Annotated in this window: 23 protein-coding genes; 7 read left to right on the top strand and 16 right to left on the bottom strand. The window is 53.5% G+C overall.

The annotated features are described in order from the left end of the window. Positions 1 to 46: 46 nt before the first annotated feature. Positions 47 to 514, bottom strand: coding sequence for an outer membrane lipoprotein SlyB (slyB, locus tag LCS67_RS12060; protein ID WP_000597179.1), 468 nt, complete (start codon positions 512 to 514; stop codon positions 47 to 49). Between the two features lie 272 nt (positions 515 to 786). Here slyB and anmK point away from each other — a divergent pair, with 272 nt between their 5' ends. The 5 genes from anmK (at position 787) to pdxY (ending at position 5,361) form a co-directional block, all read left to right on the top strand. Further along, positions 787 to 1,908: an anhydro-N-acetylmuramic acid kinase gene (gene anmK, locus LCS67_RS12055; RefSeq protein ID WP_000835019.1), complete on the top strand. Its 1,122-nt coding sequence runs from the start codon at positions 787 to 789 to the stop codon at positions 1,906 to 1,908. 87 nt (positions 1,909 to 1,995) lie between these two features. Continuing rightward, the gene (gene mliC, locus LCS67_RS12050) at positions 1,996 to 2,325 is read left to right on the top strand and encodes a C-type lysozyme inhibitor (protein WP_001132086.1); all 330 of its coding nucleotides are present in this window, start codon (positions 1,996 to 1,998) and stop codon (positions 2,323 to 2,325) included. A gap of 58 nt (positions 2,326 to 2,383) precedes the next feature. Further along, positions 2,384 to 3,040, top strand: coding sequence for a pyridoxamine 5'-phosphate oxidase (pdxH, locus tag LCS67_RS12045; protein WP_001282334.1), 657 nt, complete (start codon positions 2,384 to 2,386; stop codon positions 3,038 to 3,040). Positions 3,041 to 3,166: 126 nt separating this feature from the next. After that, entirely contained in the window at positions 3,167 to 4,441 is a 1,275-nt protein-coding gene (gene tyrS / locus LCS67_RS12040) for a tyrosine--tRNA ligase (protein WP_000168626.1), read from the top strand. Positions 4,442 to 4,500: 59 nt separating this feature from the next. After that, positions 4,501 to 5,361, top strand: a complete 861-nt coding sequence (pdxY, locus tag LCS67_RS12035) for a pyridoxal kinase PdxY (protein WP_000789740.1) — start codon at positions 4,501 to 4,503, stop codon at positions 5,359 to 5,361. A 58-nt stretch (positions 5,362 to 5,419) separates the two neighbouring features. Here pdxY and gstA read toward each other — a convergent pair whose 3' ends face one another. The 12 genes from gstA to blr form a co-directional block, all read right to left on the bottom strand. After that, a complete protein-coding gene (gene gstA / locus LCS67_RS12030) occupies positions 5,420 to 6,025 on the bottom strand; it encodes a glutathione transferase GstA (RefSeq protein WP_000765770.1) in 606 nt (201 codons plus the stop codon). A gap of 104 nt (positions 6,026 to 6,129) precedes the next feature. Next, positions 6,130 to 7,635, bottom strand: coding sequence for a dipeptide/tripeptide permease DtpA (dtpA, locus tag LCS67_RS12025; protein WP_000100909.1), 1,506 nt, complete (start codon positions 7,633 to 7,635; stop codon positions 6,130 to 6,132). A gap of 601 nt (positions 7,636 to 8,236) precedes the next feature. Continuing rightward, positions 8,237 to 8,872, bottom strand: a complete 636-nt coding sequence (nth, locus tag LCS67_RS12020; protein WP_031566092.1) for an endonuclease III — start codon at positions 8,870 to 8,872, stop codon at positions 8,237 to 8,239. Further along, entirely contained in the window at positions 8,872 to 9,564 is a 693-nt protein-coding gene (locus LCS67_RS12015; protein WP_001289628.1) for an electron transport complex subunit E, read from the bottom strand. The genes nth and LCS67_RS12015 overlap by 1 nt, the downstream gene beginning before the upstream one ends. Positions 9,565 to 9,566: 2 nt before the next feature. Beyond that, entirely contained in the window at positions 9,567 to 10,187 is a 621-nt protein-coding gene (rsxG, locus tag LCS67_RS12010; protein ID WP_000920822.1) for an electron transport complex subunit RsxG, read from the bottom strand. 3 nt (positions 10,188 to 10,190) lie between these two features. Beyond that, positions 10,191 to 11,249, bottom strand: coding sequence for an electron transport complex subunit RsxD (gene rsxD, locus LCS67_RS12005; protein ID WP_000231889.1), 1,059 nt, complete (start codon positions 11,247 to 11,249; stop codon positions 10,191 to 10,193). Beyond that, a complete protein-coding gene (gene rsxC, locus LCS67_RS12000) occupies positions 11,250 to 13,457 on the bottom strand; it encodes an electron transport complex subunit RsxC (protein ID WP_031566108.1) in 2,208 nt (735 codons plus the stop codon). Then, on the bottom strand, positions 13,450 to 14,028 hold the full coding sequence (rsxB, locus tag LCS67_RS11995; RefSeq protein ID WP_001092600.1) for an electron transport complex subunit RsxB: 579 nt from the start codon (positions 14,026 to 14,028) through the stop codon (positions 13,450 to 13,452). The genes rsxC and rsxB overlap by 8 nt, the downstream gene beginning before the upstream one ends. After that, on the bottom strand, positions 14,028 to 14,609 hold the full coding sequence (gene rsxA, locus LCS67_RS11990; protein WP_000133179.1) for an electron transport complex subunit RsxA: 582 nt from the start codon (positions 14,607 to 14,609) through the stop codon (positions 14,028 to 14,030). The genes rsxB and rsxA overlap by 1 nt, the downstream gene beginning before the upstream one ends. Positions 14,610 to 14,685: 76 nt before the next feature. Next, a complete protein-coding gene (locus LCS67_RS11985; RefSeq protein ID WP_000214061.1) occupies positions 14,686 to 15,126 on the bottom strand; it encodes a DUF2569 domain-containing protein in 441 nt (146 codons plus the stop codon). Positions 15,127 to 15,214: 88 nt separating this feature from the next. Next, positions 15,215 to 15,430, bottom strand: a complete 216-nt coding sequence (gene ydgT, locus LCS67_RS11980) for a transcription modulator YdgT (RefSeq protein ID WP_000217946.1) — start codon at positions 15,428 to 15,430, stop codon at positions 15,215 to 15,217. A gap of 296 nt (positions 15,431 to 15,726) precedes the next feature. Next, positions 15,727 to 15,852: a division septum protein Blr gene (blr, locus tag LCS67_RS11975; RefSeq protein ID WP_001708800.1), complete on the bottom strand. Its 126-nt coding sequence runs from the start codon at positions 15,850 to 15,852 to the stop codon at positions 15,727 to 15,729. 207 nt (positions 15,853 to 16,059) lie between these two features. On the opposite strand from blr, the gene LCS67_RS11970 reads away from it, so the two are divergent. Next, entirely contained in the window at positions 16,060 to 17,100 is a 1,041-nt protein-coding gene (locus LCS67_RS11970; protein ID WP_164972844.1) for an oxidoreductase, read from the top strand. Positions 17,101 to 17,174: 74 nt separating this feature from the next. On the opposite strand, the gene add is transcribed toward LCS67_RS11970, so the two are convergent. From add to malX, 3 genes are all read right to left on the bottom strand, one after another. Continuing rightward, entirely contained in the window at positions 17,175 to 18,176 is a 1,002-nt protein-coding gene (gene add / locus LCS67_RS11965; protein WP_000565556.1) for an adenosine deaminase, read from the bottom strand. 213 nt (positions 18,177 to 18,389) lie between these two features. Continuing rightward, positions 18,390 to 19,562: a MalY/PatB family protein gene (locus LCS67_RS11960; RefSeq protein WP_023220686.1), complete on the bottom strand. Its 1,173-nt coding sequence runs from the start codon at positions 19,560 to 19,562 to the stop codon at positions 18,390 to 18,392. Positions 19,563 to 19,571: 9 nt separating this feature from the next. Then, positions 19,572 to 21,164 carry a maltose/glucose-specific PTS transporter subunit IIBC gene (gene malX, locus LCS67_RS11955; protein WP_000208903.1) on the bottom strand — a complete coding sequence of 531 codons (1,593 nt, stop codon included), beginning with the start codon at positions 21,162 to 21,164 and terminating at the stop codon, positions 19,572 to 19,574. A 172-nt stretch (positions 21,165 to 21,336) separates the two neighbouring features. On the opposite strand from malX, the gene LCS67_RS11950 reads away from it, so the two are divergent. Continuing rightward, a complete protein-coding gene (locus LCS67_RS11950) occupies positions 21,337 to 22,365 on the top strand; it encodes a Mal regulon transcriptional regulator MalI (RefSeq protein WP_000951919.1) in 1,029 nt (342 codons plus the stop codon). Positions 22,366 to 22,374: the final 9 nt, after the last annotated feature.

The following is a 22,374-nucleotide window of genomic DNA, read 5'->3' as shown; positions in this document are numbered from 1 at the left end:
GTGCAGGGGCATACGTGTGGCCATGTGACCACACGTAAAGCCTGGTTTAGCGTGGAGAGACAGTAACCTGGCTGCCATTGCTGGCCAGCACGACACGCTGACCTGCCGAGAAACGCGTATTTCCTTGTTTCTGCACAACCATAATGGTGTTGCCATCGTCTTTACGAATTTCCAGTTCCACACCCTGGGTTTTATTCATTGCGCTCTGGACGCCCTGGCCCGCTACGCCGCCAGCCACCGCGCCTGCCGCGGTCGCCAGTGAACGACCCGTACCGCCGCCGATAGTGTTGCCGAGGAATCCGCCCAACACCGCGCCGCCGATAGCGCCAATCACGTTAGAATCATCACCGCCCTGAATTTGAACCGGACGAACGTTAACGATAGTACCGTACGTTACATTCTGAACTTGTTTAGCCTCGGATGCGGTATAAACATCACCCGAAAGGCTATCATTGTTAACACACCCCGCTAAGGATAACCCCATCAGTGAAACGGCCAGTACACGTTTAATCATTTACCCATCTCCTGTTCTTCACGAAACGCTATTTCAGCATCCCTATAGCTAAATTATATGGCATTTATGCAGTTAAGGTCATATCTTCTGCCAAAAGAATGTAAAAATCATAATCAGAAGTTAATTAACTAATCTTAAACGAAGTGGGAAGCAAGAAAAGATAGGTCATTGATATCCGTGGACGGCACGGCAAAAAACGTGACGCGGGCATCGCATTGCAAAATACGTTATGCCGAGTGTTAAGGCTTAACCCAGCTTAATAAGGAAGAGGTATGAAATCGGGCCGTTTTATTGGCGTTATGTCCGGGACCAGCCTTGATGGCGTGGATGTTGTACTGGCGGCAATTGATGAAACCATGGTTGCGCAACAGGCAAGTCTCACTTGGCCCATTCCCGTTCATCTGAAAAAAGGCATTCTCGATATTTGCCAGGGACAACCGCTTACGCTCTCGCAACTCGGCCAGCTGGATACCCAGTTAGGCCGGCTTTTTGCACAGGCGGTTAATGCGCTGTTAGCGCAACAACGTTTGCAGCCGCGGGATATCGTCGCCATTGGTTGTCATGGGCAAACGGTCTGGCATGAGCCGACCGGCGAGGCCCCGCATACGCTGCAAATTGGCGATAATAATCACATCGTCGCCCATACGGGGATTACAGTGGTCGGCGATTTTCGGCGGCGGGATATTGCGCTGGGCGGACAAGGCGCGCCGCTGGTGCCCGCTTTCCATCACGCGCTGTTGGGACATCCGACGGAAAAACGTATGGTCCTGAATATCGGCGGCATCGCCAATTTATCTCTGCTTTTCCCCGGACAGGCGGTGCGCGGGTACGACACGGGGCCGGGTAATATGTTGATGGATGCGTGGATTTGGCGACAATGCGCGCAGCCCTACGACAAAGATGCGGCATGGGCGAAAGAAGGTCAGGTTATTCTTCCCTTGCTGCAAAAGATGTTGCGCGATCCGTACTTTGCTGCGTCGGCGCCCAAAAGTACAGGACGCGAATATTTCAACTATGGCTGGTTAGAACGTCATCTTACGGCTTTCCCTGGTGCAGACGCGCGCGATGTGCAGGCCACGCTGGCTGAGCTGACGGCGGTCTCCATCGCCCAACAGGTGCTGCTCAATGGCGGCTGCGAGCGGCTGATGGTCTGTGGCGGCGGAAGCCGGAATCCGTTAGTGATGGCCCGTCTGGCGGCGTTGTTGCCCGGTATCGAGGTTTCGACCACCGATAAGGCGGGGATTAGCGGCGATGATATGGAAGCGCTGGCCTTTGCATGGCTTGCCTGGCGAACGCTCGCGGGCCTGCCGGGAAATTTACCTTTCGTGACGGGGGCTACAGAAGCCAGTGTTTTAGGCGCTATTTACCCGGCTAACCCAATAACTCAGAGTTAACTGAATTTTTCCCGGACCCTATATCGGTAAACTAGCAAGGTCAGGAAGGGGCGTTTGCCCTTCCAGAAGCAGGAGAGCTTTCGGGATATGCCTATGAAAAAGATCGCAATAATGTGTTTACCTGTGCTGCTGACCGGCTGTAGCGTTTATCAACAATTTGTTGAACGTATGCAAACGGATACGCTGGAATACCAGTGTGATGAGAAGCCGCTTACCGTTAAAGTCAATAACCCGCGTGAAGAGGTCAGTTTTGTTTATGACAATAAGCTGCTGACCCTGAAGCAAGGAATCTCGGCCTCGGGCGCGCGTTATACCGACGGGATTTATGTTTTCTGGTCGCAAGGCGAGAGCGCCACGGTCTATAAACGAGACAGAATTGTGCTTAATAACTGTCAGTTACAAAATCCGAAGCGTTGAGATTTTCAGTATGGGGGCGCACAATAGCGCCACCCACTGTTTATTTCTGATCAACGCCATGTCTGATAACGACCAATTGCAGCAGATCGCGCATCTGCGCCGTGAATACACGAAAGGCGGCTTGCGTCGCCGCGATTTACCCGCTGAACCGTTAACCTTATTCGAGCGCTGGCTTGGGCAAGCGTGCGACGCCAGACTGGCCGATCCGACGGCAATGGTCGTGGCGACCGTAGATGACAAGGGGCAACCGTACCAGCGTATTGTATTGCTCAAGCATTATGATGAAAAAGGCCTGGTCTTTTATACCAACCTGGGAAGCCGCAAGGCGCATCAGATTGAGCACAATCCGCGTATCAGCCTGTTATTTCCCTGGCATATGCTTGAACGCCAGGTGATGGTGACAGGCAAAGCCGAGCGTCTCTCCACACTTGAGGTGGTGAGGTATTTCCACAGCCGTCCGCGCGACAGCCAGATTGGCGCATGGGTCTCTAAACAATCCAGCCGCATTTCCGCGCGCGGTATCCTCGAAAGCAAATTCCTGGAGCTCAAGCAGAAGTTTCAACAGGGCGAAGTGCCGTTACCCAGCTTCTGGGGCGGTTTTCGCGTGAGTATCGAACAGATGGAGTTCTGGCAGGGCGGCGAACATCGTCTGCACGATCGCTTTTTATACCAACGCGACGACGGCGCATGGAAAATCGACCGTCTTGCGCCCTAAAGATGCAAAAATCTTGTTTTAAGCACTGGTGCGGATGAATCCGCCGTTTTATGCTATGTCTCTTTCGCGTCTGGCGAAAAGTCGTGTACCGGCAAAGGTGCAGTCGTTTTATACATGGAGATTTTGATGGCAAGCAGTAACTTGATTAAACAATTGCAAGAGCGGGGGCTGGTAGCCCAGGTGACGGACGAAGACGCGTTGGCAGAGCGACTGGCGCAAGGCCCGATCGCGCTCTATTGCGGCTTCGATCCTACCGCTGACAGCTTGCATTTGGGGCATCTGGTTCCATTGTTATGCCTGAAACGCTTCCAGCAGGCAGGGCACAAACCTGTTGCGCTGGTAGGCGGCGCGACCGGTCTGATTGGCGACCCGAGCTTCAAAGCCGCCGAGCGTAAACTGAACACTGAAGAGACCGTTCAGGAGTGGGTGGCGAAAATTCGTAAACAGGTTGCCCCATTCCTGGACTTTGATTGCGGCGAAAACTCCGCTATCGCGGCCAATAACTATGACTGGTTCGGCAGCATGAATGTGCTGACTTTCCTGCGCGATATCGGTAAACATTTTTCCGTTAATCAGATGATCAACAAAGAAGCGGTGAAGCAGCGTCTGAACCGTGACGATCAGGGTATCTCTTTCACGGAGTTCTCTTATAACCTGCTACAGGGGTACGACTTCGCTTGTCTGAATAAACTGCACGGCGTTGCCTTACAGATTGGCGGTTCTGACCAGTGGGGGAACATCACTTCCGGTATCGACCTGACCCGTCGCCTGCACCAGAATCAGGTATTTGGTTTGACCGTTCCACTGATCACCAAAGCTGACGGCACGAAATTCGGTAAAACCGAAGGCGGCGCTGTCTGGCTGGATCCGAAGAAAACCAGTCCGTACAAATTCTACCAGTTCTGGATTAACACCGCAGATGCCGATGTTTATCGCTTCCTGAAATTCTTCACTTTTATGGACATTGAAGAGATCAATGCCCTGGAAGAAGAAGATAAAAACAGCGGGAAAGCGCCGCGCGCGCAGTATGTGCTGGCCGAGCAGGTGACGCGCCTGGTTCATGGTGAAGAAGGGCTGGTCGCGGCGAAACGGATCACTGAATGTCTGTTCAGCGGTTCACTGAGCGCGCTGAGCGAAGCTGACTTTGAGCAGTTGGCGCAGGACGGCGTACCGATGGTTGAAATGGAAAAAGGCGCCGACCTGATGCAGGCGCTGGTAGACGCCGAGCTCCAGCCGTCACGTGGTCAGGCGCGTAAGACTATCGCCTCCAACGCTGTCACTATCAATGGTGAAAAACAATCCGATCCTGAATACATCTTTAACGATGAGGACCGTCTGTTTGGCCGCTATACCTTATTACGTCGCGGCAAAAAGAACTATTGTCTGATTTGCTGGAAATAAGGCATTAAGTAACAGGGAGTGAGAAATCACTCCCTTATTTTTGATGTTCAGGTAAAAAAATGAAGAATATCCTCGCTATCCAGTCCCATGTTGTTTTCGGACATGCGGGCAACAGCGCCGCCGAATTTCCCATGCGCCGTCTTGGCGCGAATGTTTGGCCGCTGAATACCGTTCAGTTTTCTAACCACACGCAATATGGTAAATGGACCGGCTGTGTCATGCCGCCCAGCCATCTGACTGAGATTGTCCAGGGGATTGCGGACATTGGCCAGTTAGCGCACTGCGACGCCGTACTTAGCGGTTACCTGGGATCTGCCGAGCAGGGAGAACACATTCTCGGTATTGTGCGCCAGGTTAAAGCGGCAAATCCGCAGGCAAAATATTTCTGCGATCCCGTGATGGGGCATCCGGAAAAGGGCTGTATCGTGGCGCCTGGCGTCGCAGAGTTCCATGTGCGTTATGCGCTACCCGCCAGCGATATTATCGCGCCTAACCTGATTGAACTGGAAATTCTCAGCAAACATAGCGTGAATAGTGTGGATGACGCCGTGCAGGCGGCGCGCGAACTGATTGCTCAGGGGCCAGAAATTGTACTGGTAAAACATCTCGCCCGCGCCGGTTACAGTTCAGAACGCTTTGAAATGCTGCTGGTGACAGCGCAGGAAGCCTGGCATATTAGCCGTCCGCTGGTGGATTTCGGCTCACGTCAGCCGGTTGGCGTTGGCGATGTCACCAGTGGTTTATTGCTGGTCAAACTTTTGCAGGGCGCGACGTTGCAGCAGGCGCTGGAGCACGTTACGGCGGCAGTCTATGAGATTATGATCGCCACCAAAACGATGCAGGAGTACGAACTGCAGGTCGTGGCGGCCCAGGACAGGATCGCTAACCCTGAACATTACTTCAGCGCAACGCGGCTGTAATTATTGCTGCTAAAAAGAGGCCGGATGGCGGTACAGCGAGCTATCCGGCAACATGACATTAATTCAGTCCTTCCGCTTTAAGCGCTGCCGCAACGGTCGGTCTTTTTGCGACACGCTGCATATAACTTTCAATATGCGTTAACCCGTCCATATTCAGTTTTACGCCATAGGCCCAACGCAATACGGTAAACAGATAAGCGTCTGCAATGGTAAAACGCTGGCCGCAAATCCACTGGTCGTCTGAAAGCGACTCATCCACATACTGCAATTTCTTTTCCAGACCGGCGCGAACGGCGGGTTTGAGTGTTTCTGGCGTGTCAGGGCGGAACAGAGGGGTAAAGCCTTTATGCAGTTCCGTTGCAATATAGTTGAGCCATTCCAGCGTATGATAGCGAGCAAGACTACTTACCGGCGCCAGAAGCTGGCGGTCGGGAACGCTGTCGGCGAGATACTGCATAATGGCGACGCCTTCAGTCAACAGTGTGCCGTCATCCAGCAGCAGAGCCGGAACCTGTCCTTTAGGGTTGACTGCCAGGTAATCATCACCATTTTCCAGGCGTTTTTTTGCGAGATCGACGCCATCAAGCGTAAAGTCTTTGCCAATTTCGCGCAGGGTAATATGGGAAGCAAGAGAGTAGGCACCCGGTTTGTAGAACAGTTTCATCGGTAACTCCTTTTTGCTGAGGTTTAAAGTATGGTAGTGCGGGGACGAGCAAAAAAAAAGCCGCTAACGCACAGTTAGCGGCCTGAATGTTGTTTCCCGGAAAATTAAACTGTAGCGGCTTTAGAGCCTTTTTCAGCGTTATCATCGTCTTGGGTCATACGGTTCAGCTTAGGCGCTGTCAGCAGCATCAGGATGGCGATAACGGCGGTTGCTATGCCAATCTGCATAAATACGCGACCATAGACTTCCAGGGACATCAGTGGGTCAGTCACGTCGCTCGGCACAGCCATCAGGTTGGCGACATAACCGCCGATGATGTTAGCGCCTGCCGTTGTCAGGAACCAGCTACCCATGATGAAACCCATCAGACGCTGCGGAACCAACTGTGCGACCATTGCCAGTCCCAGACCGGAGATCATCAGCTCACCGATACTTTGCAGGCCGTAGCTTGCGATCAGCCAGTTTACGGATACGATGCCGGCATCGTTCGCAAATTTGGCGCCCAGCGGCAGAATCAGGAACGCGCCGGAACACAGCACCATACCAATGGCGAATTTCATCGGCATCGGCAGCGTATCGCCCATCCTGTTATAGATAGCGGCCAGAATCGGGCTGCCGATAATGATCCAGAATGGGTTCAGCGCCTGATACTGTTCCGGTTCGAACGCGATGCCGAGAATAGAGTGCTCGACGTTACGAATGGCAAAGAAGTTCAGCGACGTCGGCATCTGGCTGTACAGTACGAAGAAGATAATCGCCTGCAGCATCAAAATAAAGGCGACGATCATTTTACGGCGAGCCGCGCCGTGCATGGAAAACGCTTCTTTACCGAAGATAATGACGATGCCAAGAGCGATTACGCCCAGCACCATACGCGCGATGTCCTGGTTGTGCAGCAGCCAGGTGGCGACCGCAATCAGAACGACAATACCCACGATTGTCAGCAGCAGATTACGGAAGTTGATCGGTTCAAAGTCGGGTTTGGAACCGTAGCTTTTCACCCAACGCTGGCAGAAAGCAAAGTTAACGACGGTTATCAGCATACCGACGACGCTAAGCGCAAACGCGGTGCTCCAGCCATAACGCGCCGCCAGCCACGGCGTCGCCAGCATAGAGAAGAAGGAGCCGATGTTGACGGACATATAATACATCGTAAATGCGCCGTCGAGACGCGGATCGTCCTTCGCGTAACAGGTAGACAGCAGGGAAGACGGGTTAGCTTTAAACAGACCGTTACCCACAGCGATAGCCGCCATGCCCATATAGACGATGCCAGCGTCATGACCAGACCATGCGACCAGCGCATAACCGATAGCCAGCACCACGGCACCCAGCATAATAACGCGTTTGGTGCCCAGAATTTTATCACCTAACCAACCGCCAATGGCGACCAGGCCGTACACCAGCGCACTGAAGGAAGAGAAAAGGGTGATGGAATCCGCTTCTGACATACCCAGTTGTTTTACCAGGTAGACGGCCATAATGCCTTGCAGGCCGTAATAACCAAAACGCTCCCATAACTCTATCGAGAAGATGAGATAGAACGCCTTCGGTTGTTTGAAAGCGTTCAAACTGACGCTCTCAGTTGGTTTTTTGTTTGCAGTAGACACTTTTACCTCTTTTTTACGCCCCGTATTAACAGGGATTGTCTGGCGCGTGATGAGTCAGACTCATCCGTCCGATTGTTATATTGGAGGGGAAACGGCAGGTAATGTTCACTATCTTTCCTCTCCAGACAAGAGCTTTGTAATAATCTGTTACATATAACTCTTCTGGTTGAATCGTCCGATGTCAGAAATGTTATCCAGCGTTAAATTTCTTCATTTGAAGAATGGCAGATTTTTACACTGCAAAAAGGCCATTGGTTTGGGTGAAAGGCGATATCTTCTGCTATTTAAGGTGAAAAGCAGTGATATAGGCCATTATCTGAAAAAATGGCAGAGTAATATTTTGTAGTGAAAACGGGGAGTCAGTCTATCCGGTTGTAAATGTAACCTTAGATGTCATTAAATTTCACATGAAGTTATCAAAGTGATCCTGATCACGGATAGATAGAAATTTTTGCGATTAAAAAAATGATTAACCTGACGTGGAGGGAAAACGAAAGCACATTACATCAGAAAAAGGACAGAGACTGGAATGATTGATGGCTAAAATAGATCCAGGCCGAAGGTGGGAGCGCGCTGGCGTGACGGACGCGCTCCGAGCATATCAAATATCGACTTTTTCTTTGTATTCGCAAAGGTCTTCAATGAGGCAGGAGCCGCAGCGGGGTTTTCGGGCGATACAGGTATAGCGGCCATGCAAAATTAACCAGTGATGGCAGTCCACTTTGAACTCATTCGGCACCACTTTCAGTAACTTCTCTTCTACCTGCTCGACATTTTTACCCGGCGCGAACTGTGTTCGGTTGCATACACGAAATATATGCGTATCAACGGCGATGGTCGGCCAGCCGAAGGCGGTATTTAGCACCACGTTAGCGGTTTTACGCCCCACGCCGGGAAGCGCTTCCAGCGCCGCCCGATCCTCCGGCACTTTGCCATTATGCTTGTCCAGTAAAATACGGCAGGTCTTAATCACGTTTTCCGCTTTACTGTTAAATAAACCGATGGTTTTGATATAGGATTTCACGCCTTCTACGCCCAGTTCCAGCATCGCGGCTGGCGTATTGGCGACCGGGTAAAGTTTGGCGGTAGCCTTGTTCACGCTGACGTCGGTTGCCTGCGCGGAAAGCAACACGGCAATCAGCAACTCAAACGGCGACGTGAAATTGAGTTCCGTTGTGGGGTGCGGATTGTTGTCGCGCAGGCGCGTCAGAATTTCCAGCCTTTTTGCTTTGTTCATCAGACTTTCCCTGTTTCACCTGCCGGAACAGCGGAAGGCGCGGTTTCGGCGCGGCGTTTCTTCATTTTTTCATCAATAAGATATTTTACCGCCAGCATGAGTCCCAGGCCGATAAACGCGCCTGGCGGCAGCATCGCCAGCAGGAAAGGCGAGTCGGTGTGAAATATCTCGACCCGTAATACTTTTGCCCAGCCTCCCAGCAGGCTATCCGCGCCATCGAAAAGCGTACCATTCCCGAGGATCTCGCGCAGTGAGCCCAGCACGAACATCGCGCCTGTCGCGCCCATGCCGATGGAAAAACCGTCCAACGCGGAAAGCCACGGTCCTTTTTTCGCGGCAAACGCTTCGGCGCGACCGACAACAATGCAGTTCGTTACAATCAGCGGAATAAAAATCCCTAAAGACTGATATAAACCGAACGCATACGCATTGATCAGCATCTGTACTGCGCTTACCACCGAGGCAATGATCATAACGTAAATCGGGATACGGATTTCTGCCGGCGTCCAGCGACGTAGTGCGGATACCGTAAGGTTGGTCAGCGTTAATACCAGCGTTGTGGCCAGACCCAGCCCCAGAGCGTTGGTTGCCGTAGACGTCACCGCCAGTAAAGGGCACAGGCCAAGTAGCTGCACCAGAGCAGAGTTATTTTTCCATAACCCCTGAACAACAATGTCTTTTATTTCGCTCATGGCTATTCTCCACAGGCGGTTAAATGGGGGAGCTGAGCGGGCAGTGATTCGGCGTACAGCCCGGCGCGTTTAACCGCATTCACCACGGCGCGCGGCGTTATTGTCGCCCCGGTAAATTGATCAAAATCACCGCCATCCTTTTTCACCGCCCAGTGCGTATCATTTTCACCGCTGATGGTTTTACCGCTAAAGTGGGTAATCCAGTCAGACAAACGGCGCTCAATTTTATCACCTAACCCTGGCGTCTCATGATGTTCCGTCACGCGCGTCCCCAGGACGGTACCGTTGAAATCTGCGCCAACAATAAGCTGGATAGCGCCGGAATAGCCATCTGGCGCGGTGGCCTCAATGATGGCCGCTACGGGTTTATCATCCTTGCGAGCGATAAAAACACGGTGTGTGCCTTTGCCGAGGGCGGGCGCATCGACCAGATAACAACTCTCTTGCAGATTATTATTGTAACGATCTGGCGGCAATACCTGATCGAACAGGGCATGCTGTTGTTGCAGCGCTTGTTCGTGGATGGTTGATTTTGTCATCTGATTAATCACCGCAGTCAATCCCGTAGAACCTGCGGCAAAAAGCGCCAGCGTAATACCGTGTTTACGAATCGTTTTCAGCATGGTTTATCCTTTGCGATGTCCATAGACGCGGGGGCGCGTGTAGTAGTCGATCAGAGGAACCGTGATATTCGCCAACAGGACAGCAAAAGCAACGCCGTCCGGATAGCCGCCGAAGCTACGAATCAGCCACACTAATACCCCAGCCAGCGCGCCGAAAATTAAACGTCCACGGTTGGTCGTGGAGGCGGTAACCGGATCCGTCAAGATAAAAAATGCGCCCAGCATGGTGGCGCCTGACAGCAGATGAAGCTGCGGCGAGGCCAGCGTAGCGGGCGAGAAAAGCCAACCTAACGCGGCGCATAGCGCCAGCGTCAGTAGAAAACTGACCGGGATATGCCAGCGGATAGCTTTTTGCCACAGCAGAAATACGCCGCCGACAAGCCAGGCGAGGTTAATCCACTGCCAGCCCACGCCAGCCAACGCGCCGCTGTATATCGGGTACTGCATGATTTGCTCAACGGAGTGCCCGGCGCGCAAGGACGTTTTAAACGTATCCAGCGGCGTCGCCTGGCTGATACCGTCAATACCAATACGTAGCAGTGTCATATCGCCGCCGCTGGCGGTATGCCCGGTAAAAATCATCCGCAACGTGTCCAGCATATCGGGCGTTGTTGCGGCTATTTCATAAGGCGGCAACCAGCTTGTCATTTGCACCGGAAAGGAGATTAAGAGCACCACGTAACCGATCATTGCCGGATTAAAGGGGTTTTGTCCCAGCCCGCCATATAACTGTTTAGCGATAATAATGGCGAATCCGGTTCCCAGCACGACCATCCACCAGGGCGCGAGCGGAGGGATGCTGACCGCCAGCAAAAGCCCCGTCAATAACGCGGAATAATCCTGTAGGTGACTGGCGACCGATTGTTTGCGCAGTCTAAGGACAATGGCTTCCGCGACGAGCGCCGTGATGGCAGCCAGAACGATCTGGAAAAGCGTTCCCCAACCAAAAAACCACGTCTGCGCGGCAATCCCCGGCAGAGCGGCGATTAATACCAGCAACATGATTCGCGATGTCTGGCGCTGGTTATGGGTATAAGGCGAGCTTGCGATTCTGAATACCATTTAATCCTCGTTAACTACCTGCTGCTGTGCTGCTTTTTTTGCCTGAACGCGGGCGATCGCCGCAGCAACCGCGGCTTTACGCGGGTCGGCCGGTACGACAGGTTCGCTTCCGGCCTGCTGCTCCTGCTTGCGGGCTTTGGCGCGGGCGATAGCCGCCTCCACCGCGGCTTTGCGCGGATCGACCGGTTCGGCAGGTTCGCTTCCGGCCTGCTGCTCCTGCTTGCGGGCTTTGGCGCGGGCGATAGCCGCTTCCACTGCGGCTTTACGCGGATCGACCGGTTCGGCAGGTTCGCTTCCGGCCTGCTGCTCCTGCTTGCGGGCTTTGGCGCGGGCGATGGCTGCTTCCACTGCGGCTTTACGCGGATCGACCGGTTCGGCAGGTTCGCTTCCGGCCTGCTGCTCCTGCTTACGGGCTTTGGCGCGGGCGATGGCCGCTTCCACCGCGGCTTTACGCGGATCGACCGGTTCGGCAGGTTCGCTTCCGGCCTGCTGCTCCTGCTTGCGGGCTTTGGCGCGGGCGATAGCCGCCTCCACTGCGGCTTTACGCGGGTCGTCGCCGGGTATCGCGCTGTCAGCCATCGGATGAGTGGCTTGTTTAGCGCGCGCTTGCGCTTTACGCGCTTCACGGGCCGCGATGACGGCGCTATTGTCTGGCAGACTACCCGCCTGAATAACCACCGGTTGCGTGGCCTGCGCCTGTTTCTCTTTTACCCGCGCCAGCGCAGCGGCAATGGCATCCTGATCTTTTGCCGCTGGTTGTACCGCTGCGCTCTTATGACGTGCAAGGCGGGCGGCTTTTTCGCGCTCCAGTCTTGCCTGACGAGCCTCAAAACGTGCTTTGGCTTCGGCGGCGCGTTTTTCTTCAAGCCTGATCGCATTAATCTCCGCTTTTTCCTGACGGAAATATTGGACGAGCGGAATATTACTGGGGCAGACCCAGGCGCAGGCGCCGCATTCTATACAATCAGCAATATGGTGAGCGGTAGCCTTGTCATGCTGCTGCCCTTTGCTGAACCAATAAAGCTGCTGCGGTAAAAGGTCGGCAGGGCAAGCGTCAGCGCAAGCGCTGCAACGAATACAGCTTTTCTCTTCCTGAGGCGCTCCCATTTCAGTCACGGATGGCGCCAGCAGGCAGTTGGTGATTTTTACGACCGGTACGTCAAGCCAGGGAAGGGTGAATCCCATCAACGGGCCGCCCATGATGACCATCTGGTCAGCAGAAGGGCAGAACCCGGCATCGTTAAGCAAATGACGAACGGGAGTGCCGAGCCGCGCCCAGACGTTACCCGGGCGGCTTACCGCGTCACCCGTTAAGGTGACGACGCGTTCTGTGATCGGTTCGCCGTCAATCACGGCGCGTTTAACGGCATACGCCGTACCGACGTTTTGCATCAGCACGCCAATATCAGAGGAGCGCCCGCCGTGGGGAACCTGTTTTCCCGTCAGTATTTGGGTGAGCTGTTTTGCGCCGCCGGAAGGGTATTTGGTTGGGATCACACGTAACGAAATATCGTGGGCGTCAGCCAGTACGGCACGCAGCATGGAAATAGCCTGCGGTTTGTTATCTTCAATGCCGATTAAAACCTCACGCGGTTGCAGAATATGCGCCAGGATGCGAATACCTTCCACAATCTGCGCGGCGCAGTCCTGCATCAGACGATCGTCCGCCGTAATGTAAGGTTCGCACTCTGCGGCATTGATAATAAGCGTGGTGATTTTATCGCCGCCGCCCTGCAATTTAACGCCGGTGGGAAACCCTGCGCCGCCAAGCCCGGCAACGCCATACTGATGAATGCGTTCAATGAGCGCTTCACGGCTGTGGGCGCGGTAATCAGACCAGCCCTCGCGTTCAATCCAGCGGTCTTCGCCGTCGGCATCAATGATGACGCTTAACTCCGCCAGCGCCGAAGGATGTGCCGTCGAGTGGGGGGCAATAGCGATAACCGTCCCGGAGGTGGGCGCGTGTACCGGCAGCATTCTCCCACGTCCACGGGTAAGCGCCTGGCCGCGTAGCACGCGATCGCCGACGCTAACGCACAGCTCGCCCTCAGCGCCAATGTGCTGTTTTAAAGGGATAACAAAGCGCGGCGCTAAAGGCACCTGGCGCAGCGGCGTGCCGTTTGACTGGGACTTCATTTCGGGCGGATGAATACCACCGTCGAAATCCCAGATTTTATCTTTTCTGAAAGCGGAAAATAGTTTAAGCATGTTGTTCCACGGGAATGATGCGAACGGGAATGGTGTTCAAATCCCATTTCCAACTGTCGGGCGTCTCATTCACCGGACGTAATTCGATGCAGTGCGTCGGACACGGATCGACGCACAGATTACAGCCAGTACAGAGATCGCTCATGACCGTGTGCATGGCGCGCGTTGCGCCAACGATGGCGTCAACCGGGCAGGCCTGAATGCATTTTGTGCAGCCAATGCAGTTATTTTCATCAATAACTGCCAGCATACGTACTGGCGCGGCCTGCTGTTCTTCACCATCGCATGGTTGCGGCTCTACGTTTAGCAGCTCTGCCATTTTCAGCATGACGGCTTCGCCGCCGGGCGCGCAACGATTGATTTTCTCGCCCTGGAGACCCACGGCTTCGGCGTAGGGGCGGCAGCCGGGATAGCCGCACTGACCACACTGGCTCTGCGGCAAAATCGCATCGATTTTTTCAACAACCGGATCATCTTCAACCGCGAATCGGCGGGAGGCATAACCCAGAATGGCGCCGAACACCAGGCCCAGAAGGGTCAGGGCGCCAACGGCAATCCAGATAGTATTCATTACAACTTCACCAAACCACTAAAGCCCATAAAGGCCAAAGACATTAATCCTGCGGTAATCAATGCTATCGCGTTACCACGAAAAGGGGCGGGCACATCCGCTACGGCAAGGCGTTCGCGGATGGCGGCAAACAGAACCATCACTAATGAAAAACCGACGGCGGCGGAAAATCCGTACAGCGCCGACTGAAGAAAGTGATGACCGAGATTAATATTCAGTAACGCTACGCCCAGAACCGCACAGTTAGTGGTAATCAGTGGTAAGAAGATGCCTAACAAGCGGTATAACGCCGGGCTGGTTTTCCGTACAACCATTTCGGTAAATTGCACGACCACAGCAATGACGAGGATAAAGGCCAGCGTCCGCAGATAAATCAGATCCAGCGGAATAAGTATCCAGGTGTCGATAAGCCAGGCGCATATCGACGCCAGCGTCATGACAAAGGTCGTCGCGAGGCCCATCCCCATGGCGGTTTCCAGTTTTTTGGATACGCCCATAAAGGGACAAAGGCCCAGGAATTTGACCAGTACAAAGTTATTGACCAGTACAGTTCCGACAAAGAGCAGCAGGTAATCAGTCATGTTTCGGCCTGAAATAAAAAAGCCGCCTATTATCTGTCAAACTACCACAGGCGACAACAGGTTAACTGTAGGGTTATTACGGATTAACAAACGTTGTTTTAACGCGCGCTGAACGTTTGAGATAAGGCACAATGAGCGCCGTCGCCAACAGTGGGAAGAGTAACTGACGCACGGCAAAGGCATCTGAGACGGGCGAAAAGGCAAATGCTTTAACCGCCAGTAACACCGACACCAGCAGCCAGATAATGTAATGCTTCGGCACGCAGCGTCTGCGCTTGAAGAATGCGATCGTCAACCACAGGGTATAGTACCACATGGCGATAGCGGTAATAAATGAAATGCCCCATAGCAGTAAATTACCGGTTTCCTGTCCGCTAAGCGTCTTGAACGTTTGCGGTGTGGCAAGCGCCATAACGTAGAGTAATAACGCCAGCGAGGCGCTCAACAACGCGACTAACAGCCAGGCTAACGGGCCAAGAAGCCAGCCTCCAATTCGTTGTGGCGGTGTTGTAGTCATATCTTCTCCGGGGTTACGCGCGTTAACGGTCATGCCGCTCATTTTGGGGCAAATATTATAAGGTTTTTGATGTTAAACGCTACTTTCTTTATTGCACATAGCGCCAGACGGATTGCGGAACCTGACCTACATCAAACAGGCGTCCTCCGGAAACCAGTTCGGCACGGCGGTGATCTGCAGCGCGATACATATTAACAATGTCCATGTCATCAGTAAGGGTATAGTTAAGGTGGTCGAACAGTTTTTCCAGACTTTCGAGCGAACTAATTTTGCGGAATTTTAATAGATAATCCTGAACAGTCATATAAAGTTGATCCATATTAAATATAATGCCAACGGAGTAGTCACTGATAAAAAATAAACAAAACCGCACCAGTGAGAGGTCAGGGGTGCAGGTAAAAAGGGAATATTCTTACCGGTAAAGAGTCAGGCGCCACATGGCGCCTGGGGCGAAAGGTTAACGCGCTTTCCTACAACAGGCAATAAACGTCAGACCAGATAGGACATATTTCGTTTTTTTTGCCGGTTTTTGACTTTCTTTGCACGCCCCGGGGCGCCGCTGACCGTACCACGCGAAAATGCCTTTACATTATCTGACGCTTACTTCTTCTGAACGGAAGCCGTGGGCTCTGGTGGTTGGTAATTGTCAATATGGTTGGCAATACCTAAAAGAATGACTGAGATAACGAGAACTATCCACCCAGTTAATTCAATAAGACGATTCATTATTGACGACATTTGCTTTGATTTATCCATAAACACAGGGGGTAAATGTTACTTTCCTGGCGAACGGTCGGCAAGAGGGAAGCAAACGATTTCAGCCTCTGTTCTGTAACAAGTTAATCATTTGATGCTACGTTGATGGTCAGGACGCTATTGCGGCTAATCGCACGATGGTGTGGAATAGCGATATCTAAAACCGGAGGCAGTGAGATGAATGACAAAATCCGCGTTGGGTTAATCGGTTATGGCTACGCCAGTAAAACCTTTCATGCGCCCTTAATTATGGGAACGCCAGGGCTAGAGCTTGCGGCGGTATCCAGCAGCGATGAAACAAAAGTGAAAGCAGATTGGCCGGCGGTTTCCGTGGTCTCTGAGCCCCGACACTTATTTAACGATCCGCATATCGACCTGATCGTGATCCCGACGCCCAACGATACCCATTTCCCGCTGGCGAAAGCTGCGCTGGAAGCCGGTAAGCATGTGGTGGTTGATAAACCCTTTACCGTGACACTGTCACAGGCGCGAGAATTGGATGCGCTTGCGCGGAGCACTGGCCGGGTACTTTCCGTCTTCCACAACCGACGCTGGGACAGCGATTTTTTGACGCTGAAAGCCTTGCTGGCGGATGGCGTGCTCGGCGAGGTGTCCTTGTTTGAGTCCCACTTTGATCGCTTCCGTCCCCAGGTGCGCGACCGCTGGCGCGAGCAAGGCGGGCCGGGAAGTGGTATCTGGTACGATCTGGCGCCGCACTTGTTGGATCAGGCCATTCAACTTTTTGGCCTGCCGGTCAGCATGACGGTGGATTTAGCGCAGCTGCGTCCGGGCGCGCAATCTACAGATTATTTCCACGCGATTTTATCCTACCCCCAGCGCCGCGTGATTTTGCACGGTACGATGCTGGCCGCGGCGGAATCCGCGCGATACATCGTTCATGGTTCGCGCGGTAGCTATGTAAAATATGGCCTCGATCCCCAGGAAGAACGGTTAAAAAACTGCGAGCGTTTACCGCAGGAAGACTGGGGATATGACATGCGTGACGGCGTATTGACCCTGGTTGAGGGAGAGAAGCGCAAAGAAGAGAACTGGCTTACGTTGCCGGGTAACTATCCGGCATATTATGCCGCCATCCGCGATGCGTTAAACGGTAATGGTGAAAATCCCGTGCCGGCAAGCCAGGCGATTCAAATTATGGAGTTGATTGAACTGGGCATGGAATCGGCAAAACATCGCGCGACGCTGTGTCTTGCCTGAGATGTCGCATTTCTCCGCCTGGGATAGCATTAAACCGCAGGCGGAGAGAGGGCGTTAGCATCAATAAAGCAATTTTACGCCGCGGCCACTTTTTCGCGCAGCGCACGTTTTTCGTCATCGCTCAGAAAGGCGATTTCCAGACCGTTAATCTGCGCCTGGCGAATCTGTTCGCGGCTCAATCCTGCCGCTGGCGCGGCGACGTGATATTCATGGATAATATCTACGCCCTGAACAGCCGGATCGTCCGTATTAAGACTGGCGAGAACGCCATGTTCAAGGAAGGTTTTGAGCGGATGATCTGCCAGCGATGCGACGGTACTGGTCTGAATATTCGAGGTCAGACAGGATTCAATACCGATACGCTGCTGTGCAAGAAAATCCATTAACGCGCGATCTTCGACAGCTTTTACGCCATGTCCGATACGTTCGGCCCCCAGTTCGCGAATCGCCTGCCAGATACTTTCCGGCCCTGCGGCTTCGCCAGCGTGAACGGTAATATGCCAGCCCGCATCGCGCGCCCGATTAAAGTGCGACAAAAACAGACTGCCGGGAAAGCCCAGCTCATCACCGGCTAAATCCAACGCGGTGATTTTCTCTCTGTGCGCCAACAGCGCATCAAGCTCCTGTAAACATGCCGCCTCGCCGAAGGTACGGCTCATAATGCCAATGAGTCGCGCCTCGACGCCAAACGTGTTACAGCCGTCGCGTACTCCGTCGATAACGGCTTCAACCACGCCTGCGATCGGTAACTGATGCGCCATCGCCATATAGCCGGGCGAAAAGCGAAGCTCGACGTAATGCAGGCCGTTACGTGCGGCATCTTCAATATTTTCAAAGGCCACACGGCGGCAGGCGTCAAGCGATGCCAGGACTTTTACCCCCCAATCGAGCTTCGTGAGAAAGCTTACTAAATCGGGTTCGGTTGAGGTGACCTGGACATGCAGAATCAGCGTTTCCAGCGTTTGGGCGGGAAGGGCGATGTTGAACTGCCGACCAAGATCCAGAATTGTTTGGGCGCGAATGTTGCCATCAAGGTGGCGGTGGATGTCAGTCAAAGGAAGCGTAATATCAATCATGGGCGCACTCAATTTTTAATAAAAGTGCGCACCATTATACTACAGATTGATAATGCTCTGGAAATTTTGCAAAAACGGAGCCATTACGTTGCAACTTCGCGAGAGCTCGGGAGAAATTTTGTATCATTCTCTTTAACGCGTCCCGGTTAGCTCACGGGGGGCTCTGTTATCGCATCTCAGGATAAAGGGTCAACACCCCGCTTGTAGACGGTATTAGCGAACGGTGCGGATAGCGTTAATCAATCCGTTGACGCCTTTTTCAAGTTTCAGGCGAGGGCATCCGGCATTCAGACGCACAAATCCCCGGCCTTCTGCGCCATAGGTATCGCCGGGCATAATGGCGACTTTCTCCTGATGAATGAGCGTGTGCTGTAATTTTTGATCGTCAATGCCGAGTGAACGAAGATCAATCCAGGCCAGATAGGTCGATGGCGGCGCTTGCCAGTTCAACGTCGGAAAGGCGCCATTCAGCGCCTGCTCAATATAGCGCATATTAGCCGCCAGCGAGGCGCGTAACGCATCCAGCCACGGCGCGCCGTGCTGATACGCGGCAATATGCGCCGTGAGCGAGAGCACCGCTGGCGAAGAGAGGCCGTCGCGCCCTTTTAAGGCGGCCAGGTAGCGTTCACGGCTTTCACTATTTTCAATGATTCCATAAGCGCCGGTTAATGCCGGAATGTTGAAGCTTTTCGAGCCGGAGGAGAGCAGCGCCCAGTCTCCGCGCGCGACATTGCTCCAGGGAATATGCGGCTGGTTTCCCCATACCATATCCATGTGAATTTCATCGGAAATCACCCGTACGCCATGGCGCTCGCACAGCGTTGACATCGTTTCCAGCTCGTCACGCGTCCACACTTTACCGGTGGGATTTTGCGGACTGCACAGCAGCAGGATTTTGCTTTCCGGACGCGCCAGCGCCGCCTCCAGTTTGGCCATATCGCAATACCAGGCGTTGCCTTCTTTCTCCAGCGGGACGGGAGTGACGATGCGATGGTTGCCTTCAATCGCTTTATAAAAAGCATCGTAAGCGGGGGTATGAACTACCACGCCATCGCCTTCGTTGGACCACTGGCGGATAAGCTCGGACGCCATATAGATAACGGAGGGGCCGTATACGAGGGAGTGGGCATCTATCGTGGTCTGATGGCGTGTCGCAAACCAGTGGGTAATCGCCCCTAAAAACGCCTCATTTTTCCAGCGGCTATAGCCCAGCACACCGTGGGAAAGGCGCTGGTTTAGCGCCTCCAGGATACACGGCGCGGTGGCAAAATCCATATCCGAGATCGTAAAGGGGAGCAGATCGGCTTCGCCAAAACGATCGGCGACATAATCCCACTGCGTACACCATGTCCCGCGACGGTCAACTTCCTGTGAAAAATCGAACATATCTCTTCCTTATGCCTGAACGGTATTCATCAGACCAACCATTTCATCTTTTACCGACTGAACCTGCGGGCCGATAACCACCTGCAAATTATGCTGATTGAGCTGTACGACGCCTATCGCACGATTGTCCTTCAATGCCTGGACATCGACAAGCGACATATCTTTCACGGACAGACGTAGGCGGGTGATGCAGTTGTCCAGACTCACGATGTTTTCCGTGCCGCCTAATGCCGCCAGGATAGCAGGCACGTTGTAGCCGGATTTTCCTGGCGCGCCAGCGATCGCTTTTTCAATGCTGGTGGCGATCTCCGCTTCGCGCCCCGGTGTTTTGAGGTTAAAGCGTGTAATGGCGAAGCGGAAAATGAGGTAGTAAACCGCAAACCAAATCGCCGCCACTACCGGTACCAGATACCATTTTGTTGACAGACCATGCAGGATGCCAAACACCACAAAGTCAATAATATTGCCATCCGTATTGCCGATAGTGACGCCGAGAATAGCCATGATGGTAAAGCCCAGCCCGGTCAGCAGAGCATGAATAACGTACAGCACCGGCGCTACGAACAGGAACAGGAATTCCAGCGGCTCCGTTGTACCGCCGACAACGCAGGCGATTAAACCGGAAATCAATAATCCTTTAATTTTAGGGCGGTTTTCTGGACGGGCACAGTGGTACATTGCCAGCGCGGCGCCCGGCAACCCACCGAGAAACGCTGGCATTTTGCCTTGCGATAAGAAGCGAGTGGCGCTTTCAGAGAAGCCGTGCGTCGTTGGGCAACTGAGTTGGGCCTGGAAAATAGTCAATGCGCCGCTCACGGTATGCCCGCATACCTCTTGCGTACCCCCCGCCTCGGTGAAGCGAATCAGCGCTACCAGAATATGGTGCAGACCAAAAGGCAACAGCAGGCGCTCGCCGGTGCCGAAAATCATCGGTCCAAAGTCGCCGGCGCTATTGATGATATGACCCAGTCCACTAATTCCCATCGCAAAAACCGGCCAGACGAGCGGGATAACCAGGCCGACAAGCCCCATCACAACGGCGGAAACGATAGGTACAAAACGCGTACCGCCGAAAAAAGCCAGCGCATCCGGCAAACGAATGGTATGAAACCGTTCATGCAGCATCCAGACAATAATACCAGCGATAACGGCGCCGAGGATGCCGGTATCGATAGAGGGGATGCCCAGAATATTTTGTACGTTATTGGCTTTCAGCACCGCCGCATCGGTGGTCGGCAGAATGCCTTTTGCCGTGAGCCAGAAGTTGACTGCAAGGTTCATGACCGCATAACCGACAAACCCGGCAAACGCGGCGACGCCTTTGTTTTCCCGCGCCAGACCGAGCGGAATCGCGATACAAAACATCACCGGCAGGAAGCTAAAGGCAAAAGAACCTACTTTACTCATCCAGGTGAAGATAGCCTGTAGCAAGGGATTACCCAGCACGGGGAGCAGGGTGATAACGTCGTGGCTACTGAGCGAGCTGCCGATACCGAGCATAATGCCGCAGAACGAGAGCAAGGCGACGGGCAACATAAACGTTTTGCCCAGTTGCTGGAAAAATTCCCATAGCGTTATTTTTGGCGTGGTTTTCGTCGTCATCTAACGACTCCTTGTTAATAAAGGCCGGTGTCAGGTTATGATGGCGAAAAGATAAAACGTTTTATCAAATTTTAGTGCGGCATTAATCACATTACTGACCGATAATAACGCGTATAAAGATAACGGATAGGTAAAACGTTTTATCTGTCAGATTCTGGAGCGATTTGTTGACATGGCTATCGCCAAAAAAATCACTATCCACGATGTTGCGCTGGCGGCTGGCGTGTCGGTGAGCACCGTTTCCTTAGTGCTGAGCGGCAAGGGGCGAATATCGGCCGCGACCGGCGAGCGCGTGAACGCGGCAATTGAACAACTGGGTTTTGTGCGTAACCGCCAGGCGTCCGCGCTGCGTGGCGGGCAAAGCGGCGTTATCGGTTTGATCGTGCGTGATTTATCGGCACCCTTTTATGCCGAATTGACCGCCGGGTTAACGGAAGCGCTGGAAGCGCAAGGCCGTATGGTTTTTCTCCTGCACGGGGGGAAAGATGGCGAACAGCTAAATCAGCGTTTTACCATGTTGCTCAATCAGGGCGTGGATGGCATGGTGATCGCCGGTGCGGCGGGCAGTAGCGAAGCGCTGAGAGCGCAGGCCGACGCACAAGGAATTCCGGTCGTGTTTGCGTCACGCGCCAGCTATCTTGATGATGCGGATACCGTTCGGCCTGACAACATGCAGGCGGCGCAGCTCCTGACGGAGTACCTTATTCGTCAGGGCCATCAGCGCATCGCCTGGCTGGGAGGACAAAGCGCATCTTTAACCCGCGCGGAGCGCGTGGGCGGCTATTGCGCGACGTTGTTAAAATACGGTCTACCGTTTCACAGCGAGTGGGTCGTGGAATGCGCTTCCAGTCAGAAACAGGCAGCAGAAAGCATTACCGCGCTGTTGCGATACAATCCGACCATTAGCGCTGTCGTTTGTTACAACGAAACCATTGCGATGGGGTCGTGGTTTGGCCTACTGAGAGCCGGACGACAGAGTGGCGAGAGCGGTGTCGATCGTTATTTTGAGCAGCAGGTGTCGCTGGCGGCGTTTGCTGATGTGGCGGAGAACGCCCTCGACGACCTGCCGATTATCTGGGCCAGTACGCCGGCGCGAGAAATAGGCTATACCCTGGCCGAACGAATATTGCAGCGTATTGCTCACGACGAGCACCATGTGCGGAGTCAAACGATAGCCGCTCGCCTGGTAACGCAAAAGTAGAGACTGCGC

The sequence above is a fragment of the Salmonella sp. A7 genome, assembly GCF_020181675.1.
Classification (GTDB): Bacteria; Pseudomonadota; Gammaproteobacteria; order Enterobacterales; family Enterobacteriaceae; genus Salmonella; species Salmonella enterica.
This window is presented reverse-complemented; position numbering and strand designations above follow the sequence as displayed.

What these genes read in the sequence shown, in the direction of transcription:
- nth (WP_031566092.1), bottom strand. Translation starts at nt 8,872, where the DNA reads ATGAACAAAGCAAAAAGGCTGGAAATTCTGACGCGCCTGCGCGACAAC.
- slyB (WP_000597179.1), bottom strand. Translation starts at nt 514, where the DNA reads ATGATTAAACGTGTACTGGCCGTTTCACTGATGGGGTTATCCTTAGCG.
- add (WP_000565556.1), bottom strand. Translation starts at nt 18,176, where the DNA reads ATGATTGATATTACGCTTCCTTTGACTGACATCCACCGCCACCTTGAT.
- pdxH (WP_001282334.1), top strand. Translation starts at nt 2,384, where the DNA reads ATGTCTGATAACGACCAATTGCAGCAGATCGCGCATCTGCGCCGTGAA.
- rsxC (WP_031566108.1), bottom strand. Translation starts at nt 13,457, where the DNA reads ATGCTTAAACTATTTTCCGCTTTCAGAAAAGATAAAATCTGGGATTTC.
- LCS67_RS11960 (WP_023220686.1), bottom strand. Translation starts at nt 19,562, where the DNA reads ATGTTCGATTTTTCACAGGAAGTTGACCGTCGCGGGACATGGTGTACG.
- pdxY (WP_000789740.1), top strand. Translation starts at nt 4,501, where the DNA reads ATGAAGAATATCCTCGCTATCCAGTCCCATGTTGTTTTCGGACATGCG.
- rsxG (WP_000920822.1), bottom strand. Translation starts at nt 10,187, where the DNA reads ATGCTGAAAACGATTCGTAAACACGGTATTACGCTGGCGCTTTTTGCC.
- ydgT (WP_000217946.1), bottom strand. Translation starts at nt 15,430, where the DNA reads ATGACTGTTCAGGATTATCTATTAAAATTCCGCAAAATTAGTTCGCTC.
- rsxB (WP_001092600.1), bottom strand. Translation starts at nt 14,028, where the DNA reads ATGAATACTATCTGGATTGCCGTTGGCGCCCTGACCCTTCTGGGCCTG.
- malX (WP_000208903.1), bottom strand. Translation starts at nt 21,164, where the DNA reads ATGACGACGAAAACCACGCCAAAAATAACGCTATGGGAATTTTTCCAG.
- rsxD (WP_000231889.1), bottom strand. Translation starts at nt 11,249, where the DNA reads ATGGTATTCAGAATCGCAAGCTCGCCTTATACCCATAACCAGCGCCAG.
- rsxA (WP_000133179.1), bottom strand. Translation starts at nt 14,609, where the DNA reads ATGACTGATTACCTGCTGCTCTTTGTCGGAACTGTACTGGTCAATAAC.
- LCS67_RS11950 (WP_000951919.1), top strand. Translation starts at nt 21,337, where the DNA reads ATGGCTATCGCCAAAAAAATCACTATCCACGATGTTGCGCTGGCGGCT.
- gstA (WP_000765770.1), bottom strand. Translation starts at nt 6,025, where the DNA reads ATGAAACTGTTCTACAAACCGGGTGCCTACTCTCTTGCTTCCCATATT.
- blr (WP_001708800.1), bottom strand. Translation starts at nt 15,852, where the DNA reads ATGAATCGTCTTATTGAATTAACTGGGTGGATAGTTCTCGTTATCTCA.
- anmK (WP_000835019.1), top strand. Translation starts at nt 787, where the DNA reads ATGAAATCGGGCCGTTTTATTGGCGTTATGTCCGGGACCAGCCTTGAT.
- LCS67_RS11985 (WP_000214061.1), bottom strand. Translation starts at nt 15,126, where the DNA reads ATGACTACAACACCGCCACAACGAATTGGAGGCTGGCTTCTTGGCCCG.
- tyrS (WP_000168626.1), top strand. Translation starts at nt 3,167, where the DNA reads ATGGCAAGCAGTAACTTGATTAAACAATTGCAAGAGCGGGGGCTGGTA.
- LCS67_RS11970 (WP_164972844.1), top strand. Translation starts at nt 16,060, where the DNA reads ATGAATGACAAAATCCGCGTTGGGTTAATCGGTTATGGCTACGCCAGT.
- mliC (WP_001132086.1), top strand. Translation starts at nt 1,996, where the DNA reads ATGCCTATGAAAAAGATCGCAATAATGTGTTTACCTGTGCTGCTGACC.
- LCS67_RS12015 (WP_001289628.1), bottom strand. Translation starts at nt 9,564, where the DNA reads ATGAGCGAAATAAAAGACATTGTTGTTCAGGGGTTATGGAAAAATAAC.